Source organism: Streptomyces sp. NPDC000229 (assembly GCF_040300825.1).
GTDB lineage: Bacteria > Actinomycetota > Actinomycetes > Streptomycetales > Streptomycetaceae > Streptomyces.
Genome location: NZ_JBEPEL010000043.1, coordinates 17,309 through 32,593, shown reverse-complemented (window position 1 = coordinate 32,593; position 15,285 = coordinate 17,309). Strand labels below are relative to the sequence as shown.

At 72.1% G+C, this 15,285-nt stretch carries 14 protein-coding genes; 12 read left to right on the top strand and 2 right to left on the bottom strand.

Annotated elements, in window-relative coordinates; all coding sequences use genetic code 11:
* Nucleotides 1–111 precede the first annotated feature (111 nt).
* A complete protein-coding gene (locus tag ABT360_RS21045; protein ID WP_351818482.1) occupies nt 112–969 on the top strand; it encodes an oxidoreductase in 858 nt (285 codons plus the stop codon).
* A 422-nt stretch (nt 970–1,391) separates the two neighbouring features.
* Here ABT360_RS21045 and ABT360_RS21040 read toward each other — a convergent pair whose 3' ends face one another.
* The gene (locus tag ABT360_RS21040) at nt 1,392–2,222 is read right to left on the bottom strand and encodes an HAD family hydrolase (protein WP_351818479.1); all 831 of its coding nucleotides are present in this window, start codon (nt 2,220–2,222) and stop codon (nt 1,392–1,394) included.
* A 714-nt stretch (nt 2,223–2,936) separates the two neighbouring features.
* Here ABT360_RS21040 and ssd point away from each other — a divergent pair.
* From ssd to ABT360_RS21005, 7 genes are read left to right on the top strand one after another with little or no spacing between them, the layout of a single operon-like run.
* Entirely contained in the window at nt 2,937–4,040 is a 1,104-nt protein-coding gene (gene ssd / locus ABT360_RS21035) for a septum site-determining protein Ssd (RefSeq protein ID WP_351818476.1), read from the top strand.
* Complete coding sequence (locus tag ABT360_RS21030) at nt 4,037–5,185, top strand: TadA family conjugal transfer-associated ATPase (protein ID WP_351818472.1); 1,149 nt, start codon at nt 4,037–4,039, stop codon at nt 5,183–5,185. Before ssd ends, ABT360_RS21030 begins: the two co-directional genes overlap by 4 nt.
* Entirely contained in the window at nt 5,185–6,030 is an 846-nt protein-coding gene (locus ABT360_RS21025) for a type II secretion system F family protein (protein WP_351818469.1), read from the top strand. The genes ABT360_RS21030 and ABT360_RS21025 overlap by 1 nt, the downstream gene beginning before the upstream one ends.
* Nucleotides 6,027–6,788, top strand: a complete 762-nt coding sequence (locus ABT360_RS21020; RefSeq protein ID WP_351818466.1) for a type II secretion system F family protein — start codon at nt 6,027–6,029, stop codon at nt 6,786–6,788. Before ABT360_RS21025 ends, ABT360_RS21020 begins: the two co-directional genes overlap by 4 nt.
* A 26-nt stretch (nt 6,789–6,814) precedes the next feature.
* Nucleotides 6,815–7,021 (top strand): DUF4244 domain-containing protein, encoded by a 207-nt coding sequence (locus ABT360_RS21015; protein ID WP_351818463.1) that lies wholly within the window; start codon nt 6,815–6,817, stop codon nt 7,019–7,021.
* Nucleotides 7,008–7,373, top strand: coding sequence for a TadE family type IV pilus minor pilin (locus ABT360_RS21010; RefSeq protein ID WP_351818460.1), 366 nt, complete (start codon nt 7,008–7,010; stop codon nt 7,371–7,373). Before ABT360_RS21015 ends, ABT360_RS21010 begins: the two co-directional genes overlap by 14 nt.
* Entirely contained in the window at nt 7,370–7,987 is a 618-nt protein-coding gene (locus ABT360_RS21005) for an Rv3654c family TadE-like protein (protein WP_351818457.1), read from the top strand. The genes ABT360_RS21010 and ABT360_RS21005 overlap by 4 nt, the downstream gene beginning before the upstream one ends.
* Here the strand turns inward: ABT360_RS21005 and ABT360_RS21000 are convergent.
* Nucleotides 7,929–10,406 (bottom strand): DEAD/DEAH box helicase, encoded by a 2,478-nt coding sequence (locus ABT360_RS21000; RefSeq protein ID WP_351818454.1) that lies wholly within the window; start codon nt 10,404–10,406, stop codon nt 7,929–7,931. The genes ABT360_RS21005 and ABT360_RS21000 overlap by 59 nt on opposite strands.
* Before the next feature lie 79 nt (nt 10,407–10,485).
* Between ABT360_RS21000 and ABT360_RS20995 the strand changes: the two genes are divergently transcribed.
* The 4 genes from ABT360_RS20995 to ABT360_RS20980 all read left to right on the top strand — a co-directional run bounded on the left by ABT360_RS20995 (nt 10,486) and on the right by ABT360_RS20980 (nt 15,252).
* Entirely contained in the window at nt 10,486–10,839 is a 354-nt protein-coding gene (locus tag ABT360_RS20995; protein WP_003967428.1) for an STAS domain-containing protein, read from the top strand.
* A 437-nt stretch (nt 10,840–11,276) separates the two neighbouring features.
* Nucleotides 11,277–11,735 carry an ATP-binding protein gene (locus ABT360_RS20990; protein ID WP_351818451.1) on the top strand — a complete coding sequence of 153 codons (459 nt, stop codon included), beginning with the start codon at nt 11,277–11,279 and terminating at the stop codon, nt 11,733–11,735.
* A 237-nt stretch (nt 11,736–11,972) separates the two neighbouring features.
* Complete coding sequence (locus tag ABT360_RS20985; RefSeq protein ID WP_351818448.1) at nt 11,973–14,363, top strand: sodium-translocating pyrophosphatase; 2,391 nt, start codon at nt 11,973–11,975, stop codon at nt 14,361–14,363.
* Nucleotides 14,364–14,580: 217 nt separating this feature from the next.
* Nucleotides 14,581–15,252, top strand: coding sequence for a small secreted protein (locus ABT360_RS20980; protein WP_351818446.1), 672 nt, complete (start codon nt 14,581–14,583; stop codon nt 15,250–15,252).
* Nucleotides 15,253–15,285: the final 33 nt, after the last annotated feature.

The window sequence follows — 15,285 nt, the reverse complement described above, 5'->3', positions numbered from 1 at the left end:
ATTCAGTAGCGTAGCGCTGAGTAGCGGGACCATTGCATGAAGTTGCCGTGATGTATGAGGAAGGCCACTCCAAGGTGGGCCCCCGGCGCCGGGCGCGTAGCCTCGCTACCTATGAGTACGAATCCCGCTGACCCCCTGGTCGCGCTGGGGGCGCTGCCCGGTGTGCCCGATGCCGTGGACTCCGTTCGCAAGGCCGTCGACCGGGTCTACGGGCACCGCGTGATGCGGCGCCGCAGCAATGAGGTGACCTCCGAGGCGGCCCTGCGCGGCGCGCGCGCCTCGGCGGCCCTGTCCGGTGCCGACTGGGCATTGGAGGAGGTGCGGCGACGCACCGATTTCGGCGGTGACGAGGAGGCGCGCACGGTCGGTGCCGCGCTACGCCTGGGCGCGGAGGCAGGGCAGTTGCTGTCCATCTGGCGGCAGTCGCCGATGCGGGTGCTGGCCCGGCTCCATCTGGTCGCGGCGGGTGATCCTGGCGGGTCGGCAGGTGCCGAGGGGGCGCCGGGTGCGGTGGCCGACTCGGTGGGGCGGCCGCGGCAGGACGGTGAGTCCGTCGACGAGCCGCTGATCGAGGCGCCGCTCCCGGACGCGACCGAGGTCGCGGGCCGGCTGGAGGGGCTGGCGGATCTGATCGTGACGGGCAGTTCGGCTCCGGCGCTGGTGACGGCGGCGGTGGTGCACGGCGAGCTGCTGGCGCTGCGGCCCTTCACCTCGTACAGCGGTCTGGTGGCGCGTGCGGCCGAGCGCATCGTGCTGATCGGCAGCGGGCTGGACCCCAAGGCGATCTGCCCGGCCGAGGTCGGTCACGCCGAACAGGGGCGCGCGGCCTATGTCGCGGCGTTCGAGGGCTACCTGTCCGGTACCCCGGAGGGCGTGGCGGCGTGGATCGCCCACTGCGGACGTGCCGTGGAACTCGGCGTCCGGGAGTCGACGGCGGTGTGCGAGGCGCTCCAGCGCGGGGCGGCATAAGGGCGGGTAAATGCTCCCGGGGGTCTCTTCGCGGTTTTGCGGGAGGCCCGTGGGCCTGGACAGGGTTGCGGCGGTACCGCTGGGCGGTACCGCCGCTGGCACGTCCGCCGAGTTACCATGCGTCCTCGATATGTGCCCATCAGGCGGGGACTTTGCCCGACGCCTGGTGCGGCTGGCCCGTAATCGACGGGTCGACGTCGCGTGGGTGCTCAGCTTCCGTGCTGTTCGGTCCGTGGGGCCTTCTTGCTCAACAGGTAATCCTTTCGGATGTCCTCGGTCTCGCGGGCCGTTAAGTCCTTTGTACTACCGTCCGGGGGGATGCGAAAGCCCTGGCTCCACTTTTTACTTTTGCTGCCGTGATGCCCGTTAAGCGGCCCTGCCTGGGGCTCTGACTGCGACGCCTGCGCATTCGTGGTGCCGGCTCAGGCCGACTGCCGACGTCGGCTGGCGTACCACACGAGACCGGCGGTGGCGGCTGCCGCACCCACCGCCGCGGCCGCCACGAGCGCGGGGCGCGGGGGCATCCGGAAGGCAGGCAGGCGCTGCTTCAGCCGGACCGGACGGTTGAAGATGAGGACCGGCCAGTCCCGCGCGGCAGCCTCGCGGCGCAGCGCCCGGTCCGGGTTGACCGTGTACGGGTGGCCCACGGCCTCCAGCATGGGCAGGTCGGTGGCCGAATCGCTGTAGGCGTAGCAGCGGGAGAGGTCGTATCCCTCTGTCTCGGCCAGTTCGCGGATCGCTTCCGCCTTGGTGGGGCCGTAGGCGTAGTACTCCACCTCCCCGGTGTAGCAGCCGTCGTCTCCGACGACCATCCGCGTCGCCACGACCCGGTCGGCCCCGAGCAGCTCGCCGATGGGTTCGACGACCTCGGCCCCGGAGGTGGAGACGATCACCACGTCCCGGCCGGCGGCGTGGTGTTCTTCGATGAGGGACGCCGCCTCGTCGTAGATGATCGGGTCGATCAGGTCGTGCAGCGTCTCGGCGACCAGCTCCCTGACCTGCTGGACGTTCCAGCCCTTGCAGAGTGCGGAGAGGTACTCCCGCATCCGTTCCATCTGTTCGTGGTCGGCGCCGCCGGCCAGGAAGACGAACTGGATGTAGGCAGTCCGCAGTACGGCGCGGCGGTTGATCAGGCCGCCTTGGTAGAAGGACTTGCTGAAGGTCAACGTCGATGACTTCGCAATGACCGTCTTGTCCAGGTCAAAGAAGGCTGCTGTGCGCGGCAAGGAGTGGTTTTCCACGAGCCCGAGCATAGGTGCCCGCCATTCGGCGTACGCTGGGGCGTGTGGGTTTGCCTGAGAAGCCTCTCGGGTACACCATGGAAGTCACGGATCGTTCGCGACCGTGCTAACCCGGTCCGGCTCCTCCCCCCCCGAGTCGGCCGGAGAGACGACCCCCGCTCTCCCCCCCGGCGGGGGTCGTCGCATGTCCGGATGCGTTTTCGCCCGTTCCTGGCGGCTCGGACCGATCATTCCGCTCTACCCTCCCTCGCCTCGGCGGGGTGTCCGCGACCCCCTTCTCGTCACTCAGCGTAGCGGAAGTGCTGCTCTGCGGAAGTCGCTGGTATGGGCTACCCGGATATTCACAACCGGCGAGTTGTCCACAGTTTTCGAGCAAGATCCACTTCTTTTCCGGAAGTCGTGCACCGTCATTCCGGCCGCGAAGTACGCGGCTGAAGGAATCGCAGATCTCTCAGCCCGCGAGGGCGGGGCGGAGCCTTGCGCACACCACACGCGAGGGCGAGTGAAGAGGCAGTCGGGGAGCGTCGGCGTATGGGCCGGGAATGAGGCGTGCGGATCGCATGCGGATCACCGCATGGATGGCGTACGGACGACCGTTCGGATGGCCTTGCGGACGACCTTGCGACGACCTTGCGGACGACCTCGCTCATGGCTGCGCTGACGACCGCGCTGATCACAGCCGATCACACGCGATTCCCGGTGAGACAGGGAAAAGGGGGCGGGATCATGGCCGGATCCATCACATCCGACCGGGCGCCGACCGTCGAGGGGCAGAGGGCCGGCCCGCTGATCGTGACCGAGGACGCGGAGCTGCTCGACGACCTGCTGCGGCTGTGTGCTGCGGCGGGCGCGCACCCGGAGGTGTACCACTCGGTGCCCGAGCGCGGATCGAGCTGGGACGCCGCGCCGCTGGTCCTGGTGGGCGACGACGCGGCCGCCCGGTGCCGTGGCGCGACACGCAGGCGTGACGTGCTGCTCGTGGGCCGTGACCAGGACGATCCCGGTGTGTGGCGACGGGCGGTGGAGATCGGCGCGGACTGTGTGCTGCGGCTGCCCGACGCCGAGAGTTGGCTCGTCGACCGGATCGCCGACGTGGTCGAGGGCGCGGGGCGGCAGGCGCTGACCGTCGGGGTCATCGGCGGGCGCGGTGGTGCCGGGGCGTCGACGCTGGCCTGCGCGCTGGCCGTCACGGCGGCGCGCGAGGGACGCCGGACGATGCTCGTGGACGGCGACCCGCTGGGCGGAGGGCTCGACGTCCTGCTGGGCGGTGAGCAGACCGAGGGGCTGCGGTGGCCGGATCTTGCCGCTTCCAAGGGCCGGGTCGCCAGTGGGGCGCTGGAGGAGTCGCTGCCTTCGCTGTGCGGGCTCCGGGTCCTCAGCTGGGACCGGGGCGACGCGGTGGCGATCACGCCGGAGGCGATGCGTTCGGTGCTGGCAGCGGCGCGCAGACGTGGCGGTGTGGTGGTCGTGGATCTGCCGCGCCGGGTCGATGAAGCCACCGCGGAGGCCTTGGCGCAGCTGGACCTGGGGCTGCTCGTCGTGCCCGCCGAACTGCGGGCCGTCGCGGGGGCCAAGCGGGTGGCCTCCGTGGTGGGCATGGTGCTGCGGGACCTGCGGGTGGTGGTACGCGGGCCGTACGCCGCCGGAGTCGACGAACAGTGGATCGCGGACGTACTGGGCCTGCCGCTCGCGGGAGAACTGCCCCTGGAACCCGGCCTGATGGCGGCGCTGGACGCGGGCGCTCCGCCGGGCGACAGCGCTCGGGGTCCGCTCGGGCGGTTCTGCGCGGCCTTCCTGGAGCGGGCGTCGGCGGAGGAGGGTGCGTCGTGACGGCGGGACTGTTGGAGGCCGTTCGGCAACGGCTCGTGGAGAGCGGCACGGAACCGACTCCGGCCGGTGTGGCGGCGGCCCTGCGTGCGCAAGGCAGGTTGCTGGGGGACGCGGAAGTACTGGGCGCGGCCGCGGAGTTGCGGTGCGAACTGGTGGGGACCGGTCCGCTGGAGCCGTTGCTCGCCGATCCGGCGGTGACGGACGTGCTGGTGTCGGCACCGGACCGGGTGTGGGTGGACCGGGGCGCCGGGCTGGAGTTGTCGGGCGTCGCCTTCCCGGACGCGACGGCGGTCCGCAGGCTGGCGCAGCGGCTGGCGGCGGTGGCGGGACGGCGACTGGACGACGCCCGGCCGTGGGTGGACGCGCGGCTCCCGGACGGGACGCGGCTGCACGCGGTGCTGCCACCGGTGGCTGTCGGTTCGACCTGCCTGTCGCTGCGGGTGGTGCGGCCCCGGGCCTTCTCCCTGGGGGACTTGACGGCCGCGGGGACGGTCCCGCCGGGTGGGGACGAGGTGCTTCGTGCACTGGTCGAGGCGAGGGTGTCGTACTTGATCAGCGGCGGTACGGGGTCCGGGAAGACGACGCTGCTCTCCACGCTGCTGGGTCTGGTGGGCGAGCGGGAGCGGATCGTCCTTGCCGAGGACTCGGCCGAGTTGATGCCTGACCACCCCCATGTGGTGCGCCTGGAGGCCCGGCCGCCGAACCAGGAGGGCGCGGGCATGGTGACGCTGCGGGACCTGGTGCGCCAGGCGCTGCGGATGCGGCCCGACCGGCTGGTGGTGGGCGAGGTGCGGGGCGCCGAAGTGTCGGACCTCTTGGCCGCTTTGAACACCGGGCACGAGGGCGGCTGCGGGACCGTGCACGCCAATACCGCCGCCGATGTGCCGGCTCGCCTGGAGGCGCTGGGGACGGCCGCGGGGCTCGACCGGGCGGCGCTGCACAGCCAGGTGGCGGCCGGGTTGTCGGTGGTGGTCCATCTCGCGCGGGACAGGGCCGGGCAGCGCCGGATCGCCGAGGTGCACGTACTGGAACGGGACGTTCAGGGGCTGGTCGCCACGGTTCCCGCGCTGCGGTGGGGAGCCGAGGGCTTTCGGTGTGAGCGGGGCTGGGAGCGGCTGCGGTCGCTGATCGGGGGTGTGCGGTGATGACAGGACAGCCGATGTACGCGGCGGTCTGCGCGGGCGCGGCGGCCTGGCTGGTGCTGGACCGGGAGAGGGGCCTGCGGCGGGCGCGGCTGCTGTTCGCGGGCGGTGATGACATGCCGGTCGCGGGGGCGTGGTCCTGGCGGCGATGGGCGCCGGTGGTCCGGGTGCGGCGGGAGTGGCTGTGCCTGGTGGTGGCGGGTGTTCTGGCGGTGTCGGCGGAGTCGGTGCTGCCGCTGGTCGCGGGGGCGTGCGCCGTCCCGGTGGTGGGGCGGCGGCTGCGGGCCCGTGAGCGCGCGCGGGAACGGGAGCGGCGGGCGGACGCGGTGATCGCCCTGTGCGGCGCGGTCGCCGGTGAACTGCGCGCCGGGTGGCAGCCCGGGCAGGCCTTGCTCTGGGCGGCCCGCACCACTGGGGCGTTGGGTGACGAGGAGGCGGCGGTCCTGGCGGCGGCGCGGTTCGGGGGCGACGTACCGGAGGCATTGCGGCGGGCGGCGCAGGAGGACGGTGCCGACGGCCTGGTGGGTCTGGCGGCCTGCTGGCAAGTGGCCGTGGACGGCGGGGCGGGTCTCGCGGCGGGTCTGGACCGTCTGGAGGCGGCGCTCAGGGAGCGGCGGGACCGGAGGGAACGGCTGCGGGCGGAGCTGGCCGGCGCCTGGGCGACCGTGGGGTTGCTGGCACTGCTGCCGGTGGTGGGACTCGCGATGGGCTGGGCGCTCGGTGCCGATCCGTTGCGGGTGCTGTTCCACACGCCGGCGGGCCTCGGCTGTCTGGCCGTGGGTGGGCTCCTGGAAGCCATGGGCCTGTGGTGGGCCGGGCGGGTCGTACGGGCCGGGGAGGAGCCGTGAGCGGGCACCTCGTCCACAGCCTGGGGGTGGCTGTGGCCCTGGTGGCCGGTGCGGCGTGGCTGGCCTGGACGGTGGCGGCCCGGCGACGGGAGGGCCGGGCGCGCCGGAGGATCGGCACGCTGCTGGGGGCGGATTGCGGGCGGCGCCGGCCCCGGCGGCCGGGGTACCGGGCGTGCGCTCGGCGATGGGCGGCGCCGGCGGGAGCTGCGATCAGCGGCTGGGTCCTGGTCGGCGGGATCACCGGGTGCGCCGTGGGTGCCGCCGCCGCGTGCGGCGTATGGAGGTGGCAGCGCCGCCCGCGGTCGGCGGGGGACGAGGACGGTGACGTGGCGCGCGGGCTTCCCCTTGCGGCGGACCTGCTGGCCGCGTGCCTGTCGGCCGGGGCGGGGCCGCGAGAGGCGGCGGAGGCCGTCGGGGAGTCCCTGGGTGGCCCGGTCGGCGACCGGCTGGCGAGGGCGGCGGCCGAGCTGCGGCTGGGCGGTGAACCGAGCGAGGTGTGGGGCCGGTTCGGTGAAATACCGGGCGCCCGGCCGCTGGCGCGCTGCCTGGAACGGGCGAGTGCCTCGGGAGCTCCGGCGGCCGAAGCGGTGTCCCGGCTGGCCGCCGGGCTGCGAGCGGACCAGGCACGGCGGGCCACGGCCCGCGCCCAACGGGCGCAGGTGCTGATCACCGCCCCGGTGGGGCTCTGCTTCCTGCCGGCGTTCCTCGCGGTCGGGGTGGCGCCGGTGGTCATCGGGCTGGCAAGCGAACTGCTGTGACGGATCGACATCTCATGGGGGTTGGTATGGGAAACCGGATGGTGAAGGCATTGATGGCCCGGGTGCGTCGGGCCGGGCTGCGCGGAGACGTGGGAATGAGCACCGCCGAGTACGCCATGGGGACGCTGGCTGCGTGTGCCTTCGCGGCCGTGCTCTACAAGATCGTCACGAGTGACGTCGTGTCGGGCGGGCTGCAGTCACTGATCGGGAGGGCGCTCGATGCCCCGTTCTGAGGCCGGCGGCGACCGCGGGTCGGTGACCGCCGAGGCGGCCACGGTCCTGCCGGCGCTGGTGCTGTTCACGATGGCGCTCGTGTGGGCCCTGATGGCGGCCGCCGCGCAGATCCAGTGCGTGGACGCGGCGCGGGCAGGGGCACGGGCGGTGGCTCGTTCCGAGCCGCGTGCGGACGCGGTGGCGGCCGCCCGGTCGGCCGCGCCGGGCGGCGCCCGCGTGGCGGTGGAGCGGACGGGAGACCTGTGGCGGGTGCGGGTCGAGGCGCCGGCCCCTGGCCCCGGCTCGCTGCGCCTGACACTCCGCGCGGAGGCGGCCGCCCTGGCCGAGGACACCGTGGGAGTCACGCCATGACCGGCACCTCCCCGGCGTCAGGGCCGGGGCCGGCTCCAGGAGCGGGACCGGGGACGGATCCCGGGTCGGCTCCAGGGGCGGGACTCGGGATGGCTCCCGGGGCGGGCGTCGGGGCGGCACCTGTGTCGGGTCCGGGGCAGAGCCTCGGGTCGGCCCGCGGGGCGGCGTCCTTGCCGGCTTCCGGGGTGGGTCCGGGGCTGGGGTCGCGTCCCGGCACAGCGCCCCTGCCGGGGCCCGGGGCGGGCTGCTCGGGGCGGGGTGGGGACCGCGGGTCGGCGACGGTGTGGGTGGCGATGGCGGCCACCGTGATGTGCGCCGTCTTCGCGGCGGTCCTCGCGCTGGGGCAGGCGGTGGCCGCCCGGCACCGGGCGGGGGGTGCCGCGGATCTGGCGGCGCTCGCCGCGGCGGACAGGGCACTGTGGGGCGCTGCCGACGCGTGCGAGGCGGCCGTTCGGGTGGCACGGGCGCAGGGTGCGGAGGTGGTGCGGTGCACGGTGCGCGGTGAGATCGCGGAGGTGACGGCTCGGGCCCGGTTCGGGCCGTACGCGCCGGCGGTCAGGGCGCGGGCGGGCCCTCCTGGGGCGCTTCCTGGGCTCCCCGCAGCAGTTCCGTGAGGAGGCGGACGGCGCCCCGCTTGTGCAGTGGGTCGTTGCCGTTGCCGCACTTGGGCGACTGGATGCACGAGGGGCAGCCTGCCTCGCATTCGCAGGACGCGATGGCGTCACGGGTGGCGGTGAGCCACTCTCGGGCGGTGTGGAAGGCACGTTCGGCGAACCCGGCGCCGCCCGGGTGGCCGTCGTACACGAAGACCGTCGGGAGCAGTGTGTCCGGGTGGAGCGGGATGGACACTCCGCCGATGTCCCAGCGGTCGCAGGTGGCGAAGAGCGGCAGCAGGCCGATGGACGCGTGCTCGGCGGCGTGCAGGGCGCCGCCCAGCTGCTCCGGATTCACCCGGGCGGCGTCCAGCTGGTCCTCGGTGACGGTCCACCACACGGCGCGGGTGCGCAGGGTGCGCGGCGGGAGGTCGAGTTTCGTCTCGCCGAGCACCTCGCCGGTGATCAGACGGCGGCGGAGGAAGGAGACGACCTGGTTGGTGACCTCGACGGACCCGTAACACAGGCGCCCGTCGCCCCAGGGGACCTCGGTGTCGGTCTCCAGTACGGAGATGGCGGTGGTGTCGCGGGCGGTGGTGGAGTACGGCGGGTTGGCCTCCTCGACGAGGGCGACCGAGTCCTTCAGGTCCAGCTGCTTGACCAGATACGTCCGACCCATGTGGAGGTGGACGGCACCTTCGTGGACGGCGGCATGGGAGGCCGGCTCGTCGACCGTGCCCAGCAGCCGGCCCGTGCCGGCCTCGACGATCCGGACGGGGCTACCGCCCTCGCCACGGATGTCGGTGAGGTCGGCGGCGCGTTCGCGGCGGGTCCAGTACCAGCCGGACGCACGCCGCCGCAGCAGCCCGGCCGACTCGAGCTGGGGCAGCAGCTCGGGGACGGCGGGGCCGAACAGGGGCAGATCGGCATCGGTGAGCGGCAGTTCCGCCGCCGCCGCGCACAGATGGGGGGCGAGGACGTACGGGTTGTCGGGGTCCAGGACCGTCGACTCGACCGGTTGGCGGAACAGCGCCTCCGGGTGGTGGACGAGGAAGGTGTCCAGCGGGTCGTCGCGGGCGACGAGCACCGCGAGCGCCCCCTGCCCGGAGCGTCCGGCGCGGCCCGCCTGCTGCCACAGCGAGGCCCGGGTGCCCGGGTAGCCGGCGATGACCACGGCGTCCAGGCCTGACACGTCGATGCCCAGCTCCAGGGCGGTCGTGGCGGCCAGCCCGAGGAGTTCACCCGAGTGCAGGGCCCGCTCCAGGGCCCGGCGCTCCTCGGGCAGGTAGCCCCCCCGGTAGGCGGCGACCCGGGCGGGCAGCGAGCGGTCGACCTCCGCGAGGCGCTCCTTGGCGATGACCGAGATCAGCTCGGCACCGCGCCGGGAGCGTACGAAGGCGACCGACCGGACGCCCTGGACGGTCAGGTCGGTCAGGAGGTCGGCGGTCTCGGCGGTGGCGGTGCGGCGTACCGGGGCACCCTGCTCGCCCCGGAGCTCGGTGAGCGGCGGCTCCCACAGGGCGAAGACCAGCTCCCCGCGCGGCGAGGCGTCGTCGGCGACCTCGCGCACGGGCAGGCCGGTCAGCCGCCCGGCGGCGAGGGCCGGCTCGGCGGCGGTCGCGGAGGCGAGGAGGAAGACGGGGGAGGAACCGTAGCGGGCGCAGACGCGGCGCAGGCGGCGCAGCACCTGGGCGACGTGGGAGCCGAAGACGCCCCGGTAGGTGTGGCACTCGTCGATGACCACATAGCGCAGGGCGCGCAGGAAGGAGGACCAGCGAGGGTGGGAGGGGAGTATGCCCCGGTGAAGCATGTCCGGGTTGGTCAGTACGTAGTTGGCGTACTGGCGGACCCACTCACGCTCCTCGACGGGCGTGTCCCCGTCGTACACCGCGGGCCGGATCCGGTTGCCCAGCGGGGCGGCGAGGGCCTTGACCGAGCGTCGCTGGTCGGCGGCGAGCGCCTTGGTGGGGGCGAGGTACAGGGCGGTGGCGCCACGGCCATTGGGTGCCTCGGAGCCGTCCAACAGGGTGGACAGCACCGGCGCCAGATAGGCGAGGGACTTGCCGGACGCGGTACCGGTGGCGATGACGACCGACTCGCCGTCCAGGGCGTGCTCCGCGGCGGCCGCCTGGTGGGCCCAGGGGTGCTCGATGCCCGCCGTATGGATGGCGTTGATCACTTCTGGCCGCATGCGATCGGGCCAGACTGCATGCCGACCCGCTCTTGGGGGCAGGTGCTCCGTATGAGTGATGCGCGCAGCCCGGTTCGCCCCCGCGGCGAGCCGGTCGAGGACCGTACCGGGGGAGGGGCGGGTGTCCCCGATCTCGGGAGGGCGACTGGGGCGGTGATTCATGGCCATCGGCACCGAGTGTGTCACCGGCGTGACGGACAATGCTCCCAAGGCGTCGTGCATGGCTGCTGGTAAGTGATTGAATGCCATCGCGGCTGGCGATCCGTCCCCTGGCTCCGTCCGGAGAACCCGAGGGGCGACCGCTCGATAGCAAGGTGCTGGAGGATCCGTGGACCTGTCCCTGTCGACTCGCAATGTGTCCGGCCCTGGTGGCGACCGTACGGTCGTCGAGGTCGGTGGCGAGATTGATGTGTATACCGCGCCCAAGCTGCGCGAGCAGTTGGTCGAGTTGGTGAATGACGGCAGCTACCACCTGGTCGTCGACATGGAGGGCGTGGACTTCCTCGACTCGACCGGCCTCGGCGTGCTGGTGGGCGGCCTGAAGCGCGTGCGCGCGCATGAGGGATCGCTGCGCCTGGTCTGCAACCAGGAGCGCATTCTCAAGATCTTCCGGATCACCGGTCTGACGAAGGTGTTCCCGATCCACACCACGGTGGACGAGGCCGTGGCGGCCACCGACTGAGTCGGTCCGCACCGGTCGGATCCGCCGCCGAGGCCGGCCCGTCCGGCGTCGGCGGGCTTCGTCGGCTACGGTCCGCTCGGCTCGCTCGGCTCCGGCCGGGCGCGGGGTCGTCGGTCCGGACCCTTCGCGGGGTCTCGCCCGGGCCGGTTTCCCGGCAGATGCCGGGACACGGCCGAGGGCTGGACCAACGGTCCGGACCGGTCGTCCGGGTCGGTTCGGACGAACCGTCCGGACCACCCGTCGGGACCAACCGTCCGACCCGTCGTTCGGACCGGTCCGGACGCGGTCGGGAGCCGGCCGCGGCCGACCGGAGCCGGTGCGGTCGGTCGCAGGTCCGGCCGGTGACCGGCCGACCGGAGCGTCCGGGAGGAAGAGCAGGGTGCCGGGCGTCCAGCCCGGTCCTCTGAGAGGCACGCTCGCACGTCGAGGGGGACCGCATGGCCACCGTTGAACTCCGCTTCAGTGCCCAGCCCGAGCACGTCAGGACCGCCCGTCTGGTGGCGGCCGCCGTGGCGCGCCGGGCCGGGGTCGACGAAGCCGTGCTGGACGAGGTCAGGCTCGCCGTCGGTGAGGCGTGCTCCCGCGCCGTGGGGCTGCACCGCAGCAACCATGTGACCTCCCCGATCCGGGTCGTGCTGACCGAGGAGGAGAAGACGTTCTCCATCGAGGTCGGTGACGCGGTGCCGGGTGCGGGCGTCGCGGCGGCCGACGCCGCCGGGGTGCCGGGGTCACGTGAGGCCGCGCCCGCCGAGGAGTTCGACGACGCGGAGGGCGAGGACGAGATGGGCCTCGCGGTCATCACGGGTCTCGTCGACGACGTCGAAGTGTCGGCCGGTGAGGCGGGTGGCGTCATCCGGATGACCTGGCCGACGAATCCTGCCGCAGTGCTCCCCTGACCCCCGTACCAGTCACATGGAAGGCCCTGCTGAGCAGGGCCTTTTTGTATTTCCTAGATCGCCCCACCGGGCGTCAATGGTTTAAAGTCGTTACTGCTTTCGAGTGGATTTCTTGCATCGCGCATTTGCCGACTGGCAAGCAGAGGTCAATTCTGTTCTACGGCGCTCTGTTTTGATCAGGTTCTGCTCCCTACAATCCGTCCACGTCTTGAGCTCTTCTGACGTCAAGGAGGACGAATGGCGGGGCTCTTCACCACACAAGTGTCCGACCACCCGACTTCTCTCGCGGCCGCGGTTCTCACCGATGACAACCGGATCATCGTGGTCGTCATCGCGGCCGTGGCCCTGGCCGCACTGATCGTCGCCCAACTGCTCGTTCGACAGGTGCTGGCGGCCGGTGAGGGCACCGCCGCCATGAAGAAGATCGCGGCGGCCGTCCAGGAAGGCGCGAACGCCTATCTGGCCCGTCAGCTGCGGACCCTCGGCATCTTCGCGGTCGTCGTGTTCTTCCTGCTCATGCTGCTGCCCGCGGACGACTGGTCGCAGCGCGCCGGACGATCACTGTTCTTCCTGGTGGGCGCCCTTTTCTCGGGGGTCACCGGTTACCTCGGCATGCGTCTTGCCGTACGGGCGAATGTGCGCGTGGCGGCAGCCGCGCGTGAGGCAACTCCCGCCCCCGGAGAGCCGCAGAAAGATCTGACGACCGTCTCGCACAAAGCGATGAAGATCGCTTTCCGTACGGGTGGCGTGGTCGGAATGTTCACGGTGGGCCTCGGCCTGCTCGGCGCCTCCTGCGTGGTTCTCGTCTATGCGGCCGACGCACCCAAGGTGCTGGAAGGTTTCGGCTTGGGCGCCGCGCTCATCGCGATGTTCATGCGTGTGGGCGGCGGCATCTTCACCAAGGCCGCGGACGTCGGCGCCGACCTCGTCGGCAAGGTGGAGCAGGGCATCCCCGAGGACGACCCGCGCAACGCCGCCACCATCGCCGACAACGTCGGGGACAACGTCGGCGACTGCGCGGGCATGGCCGCCGACCTCTTCGAGTCGTACGCCGTGACCCTGGTCGCCGCGCTGATCCTCGGCAAGGCGGCGTTCGGAGACCTCGGTCTCGCCTTTCCCCTGATCGTGCCGGCGATCGGCGTGGTCACCGCGATGATCGGCATCTTCGCGGTCGCCCCGCGGCGCGCCGACCGCAGTGGGATGGCCGCGATCAACCGCGGGTTCTTCATCTCCGCCGTGATCTCGCTCGCCCTGGTGGCCGTCGCGGTCTTCGTCTACCTCCCCTCCTCGTTCGCCGCCCTCGAAGGCGTCACCGAGGCGGCCATCAGGACGCACGGCGGCGACCCGCGCATCCTCGCGCTGGTGGCGGTCGCGATCGGCATCGTGCTGGCCGCGCTCATCCAGCAGCTGACCGGCTACTTCACCGAGACCAGCCGGCGCCCGGTCAAGGACATCGGAAAGTCCTCCCTGACCGGACCCGCCACGGTCGTTCTCGCCGGCATCTCCATCGGCCTGGAGTCCGCCGTCTACACCGCGATGCTGATCGGCCTCTCGGTGTACGGGGCGTTCCTGCTCGGCGGTACGTCGATCACCCTGGCGCTGTTCGCCGTGGCCCTGGCCGGCACCGGCCTGCTCACCACGGTCGGCGTCATCGTCGCCATGGACACCTTCGGCCCCGTGGCCGACAACGCCCAGGGCATCGCCGAGATGTCCGGCGACGTCCAGGGCGCGGGCGCGCAGGTCCTCACCGACCTGGACGCCGTCGGCAACACGACCAAGGCCATCACCAAGGGCATCGCCATCGCCACGGCCGTACTGGCGGCGGCCGCGCTCTTCGGCTCGTACCGGGACGCGATCGCCACGGCCGTACGCGACGTGGGGGCCAGGGCGACCGAGATGAACCTGACCATGGACATCTCCCAGCCCAACAACCTCGTCGGGCTGATCTTCGGTGCCGCCGTCGTCTTCCTCTTCTCCGGGCTGGCGATCAGCGCGGTGTCGCGGTCGGCAGGAGCGGTGGTCTACGAGGTGCGCCGGCAGTTCCGCGAGCACCCCGGGATCATGGACTACAGCGAGAAACCGGAGTACGGGCGCGTCGTCGACATCTGTACCAAGGACGCCCTGCGCGAACTGGCCACCCCCGGCCTGCTCGCCGTCATGGCGCCCATCGCCGTCGGCTTCACGTTCGGGGTGGGCGCCCTCGGGTCGTTCCTCGCGGGCGCCATCGGCGCCGGCACCCTGATGGCCGTCTTCCTCGCCAACTCGGGAGGCGCCTGGGACAACGCCAAGAAGCTCGTCGAGGACGGCCACTACGGCGGCAAGGGCAGCGAGGCGCACGCCGCCACCGTCATCGGTGACACGGTGGGTGACCCGTTCAAGGACACCGCCGGCCCGGCCATCAACCCGCTGCTGAAGGTGATGAACCTGGTCGCGCTGCTGATCGCGCCCGCGGTCGTCCAGTTCAGCTACGGCGACGACGCCAGCGTGGGCGTCCGGGCGGTGGTGGCGACGATCGCGATCGTCATCATCATCGGCGCGGTGTACGTGTCCAAGCGGCGTACGGTCGCCATGGGTGACGAGGACAACAACACAGCCGGGCGGGTCGCCAGCAAGGCGGCCACCTTGTAACACCTGCACCTGGTGCAACACCTGGTCAGCTCACGGGCGGGCGGAACGCAGTGACGTTCCGTCCGCCCGTTCGGCTCACCGGGCGGTGAGCCTTATCTCTCGATTCCCTCTTGATGCAAATGGTTGTAAAAGCGTACGAAACCGTCACACGACATGCGAATGTCGCCCACTTGGCGTGTATGTTCCGGGGCCGAGAGCCTTGGAAGGGACCAAACCGGTGAACAAGAAGCTTGCGGCCGCACTGTCCAGCGGTGCGGTACTGGTGCTCGCGCTGTCGGGCTGCAGTGACGACGACGGCGGCGGCGACAACAAGGTGGACGCCTGGGCCAAGAAGGTGTGCGACCAGGCGCAGCCGCAGATCCAGAAGCGGGCCAACGCCCAGCAGACCATCATCTCGACGGCGGCGGACGGCAAGCCCGCCGACATCCAGGCCGCCGACTCGAAGGCCTTCCGGGACATCGCCGACGCGGACAAGGCGCTCGCCAAGGCGGTGCAGGACGCCGGCGCACCGCCCGTCGACAACGGCGAGAAACTCCAGCAGGACGCGGTGAAGGAGCTCAACGCCACGGCCGCGGCGTACGAGGGCCTCAAGAAGCAGGTGGACGCGCTCGACCCGAGGAACCAGCAGAAGTTCGCCGAAGGGCTGCAGGGCGTCGCGGAGGGCCTGAAGAAGATCGAGAAGATGGACCAGGACGCGCTGGCCAAACTGCAGTCCGGCCAGCTCGGTCAGGCGATGGCCAAGCAGCCCGGCTGCCGCAAGGCCGAGGCGTCGGTCTCGCCGACCATCCCGCCGGCCAAGCCGGGCCCGGCCGCGTCCGCTTCGGCGAGCAAGTCCGCCAAGCCGGCCCAGTCGGCGTCGTCCTCGTCCTCGGCCACGGCCTCGGAGTAAGGACCGCGGCCACCCGAGTAAGGACTTCGGCCT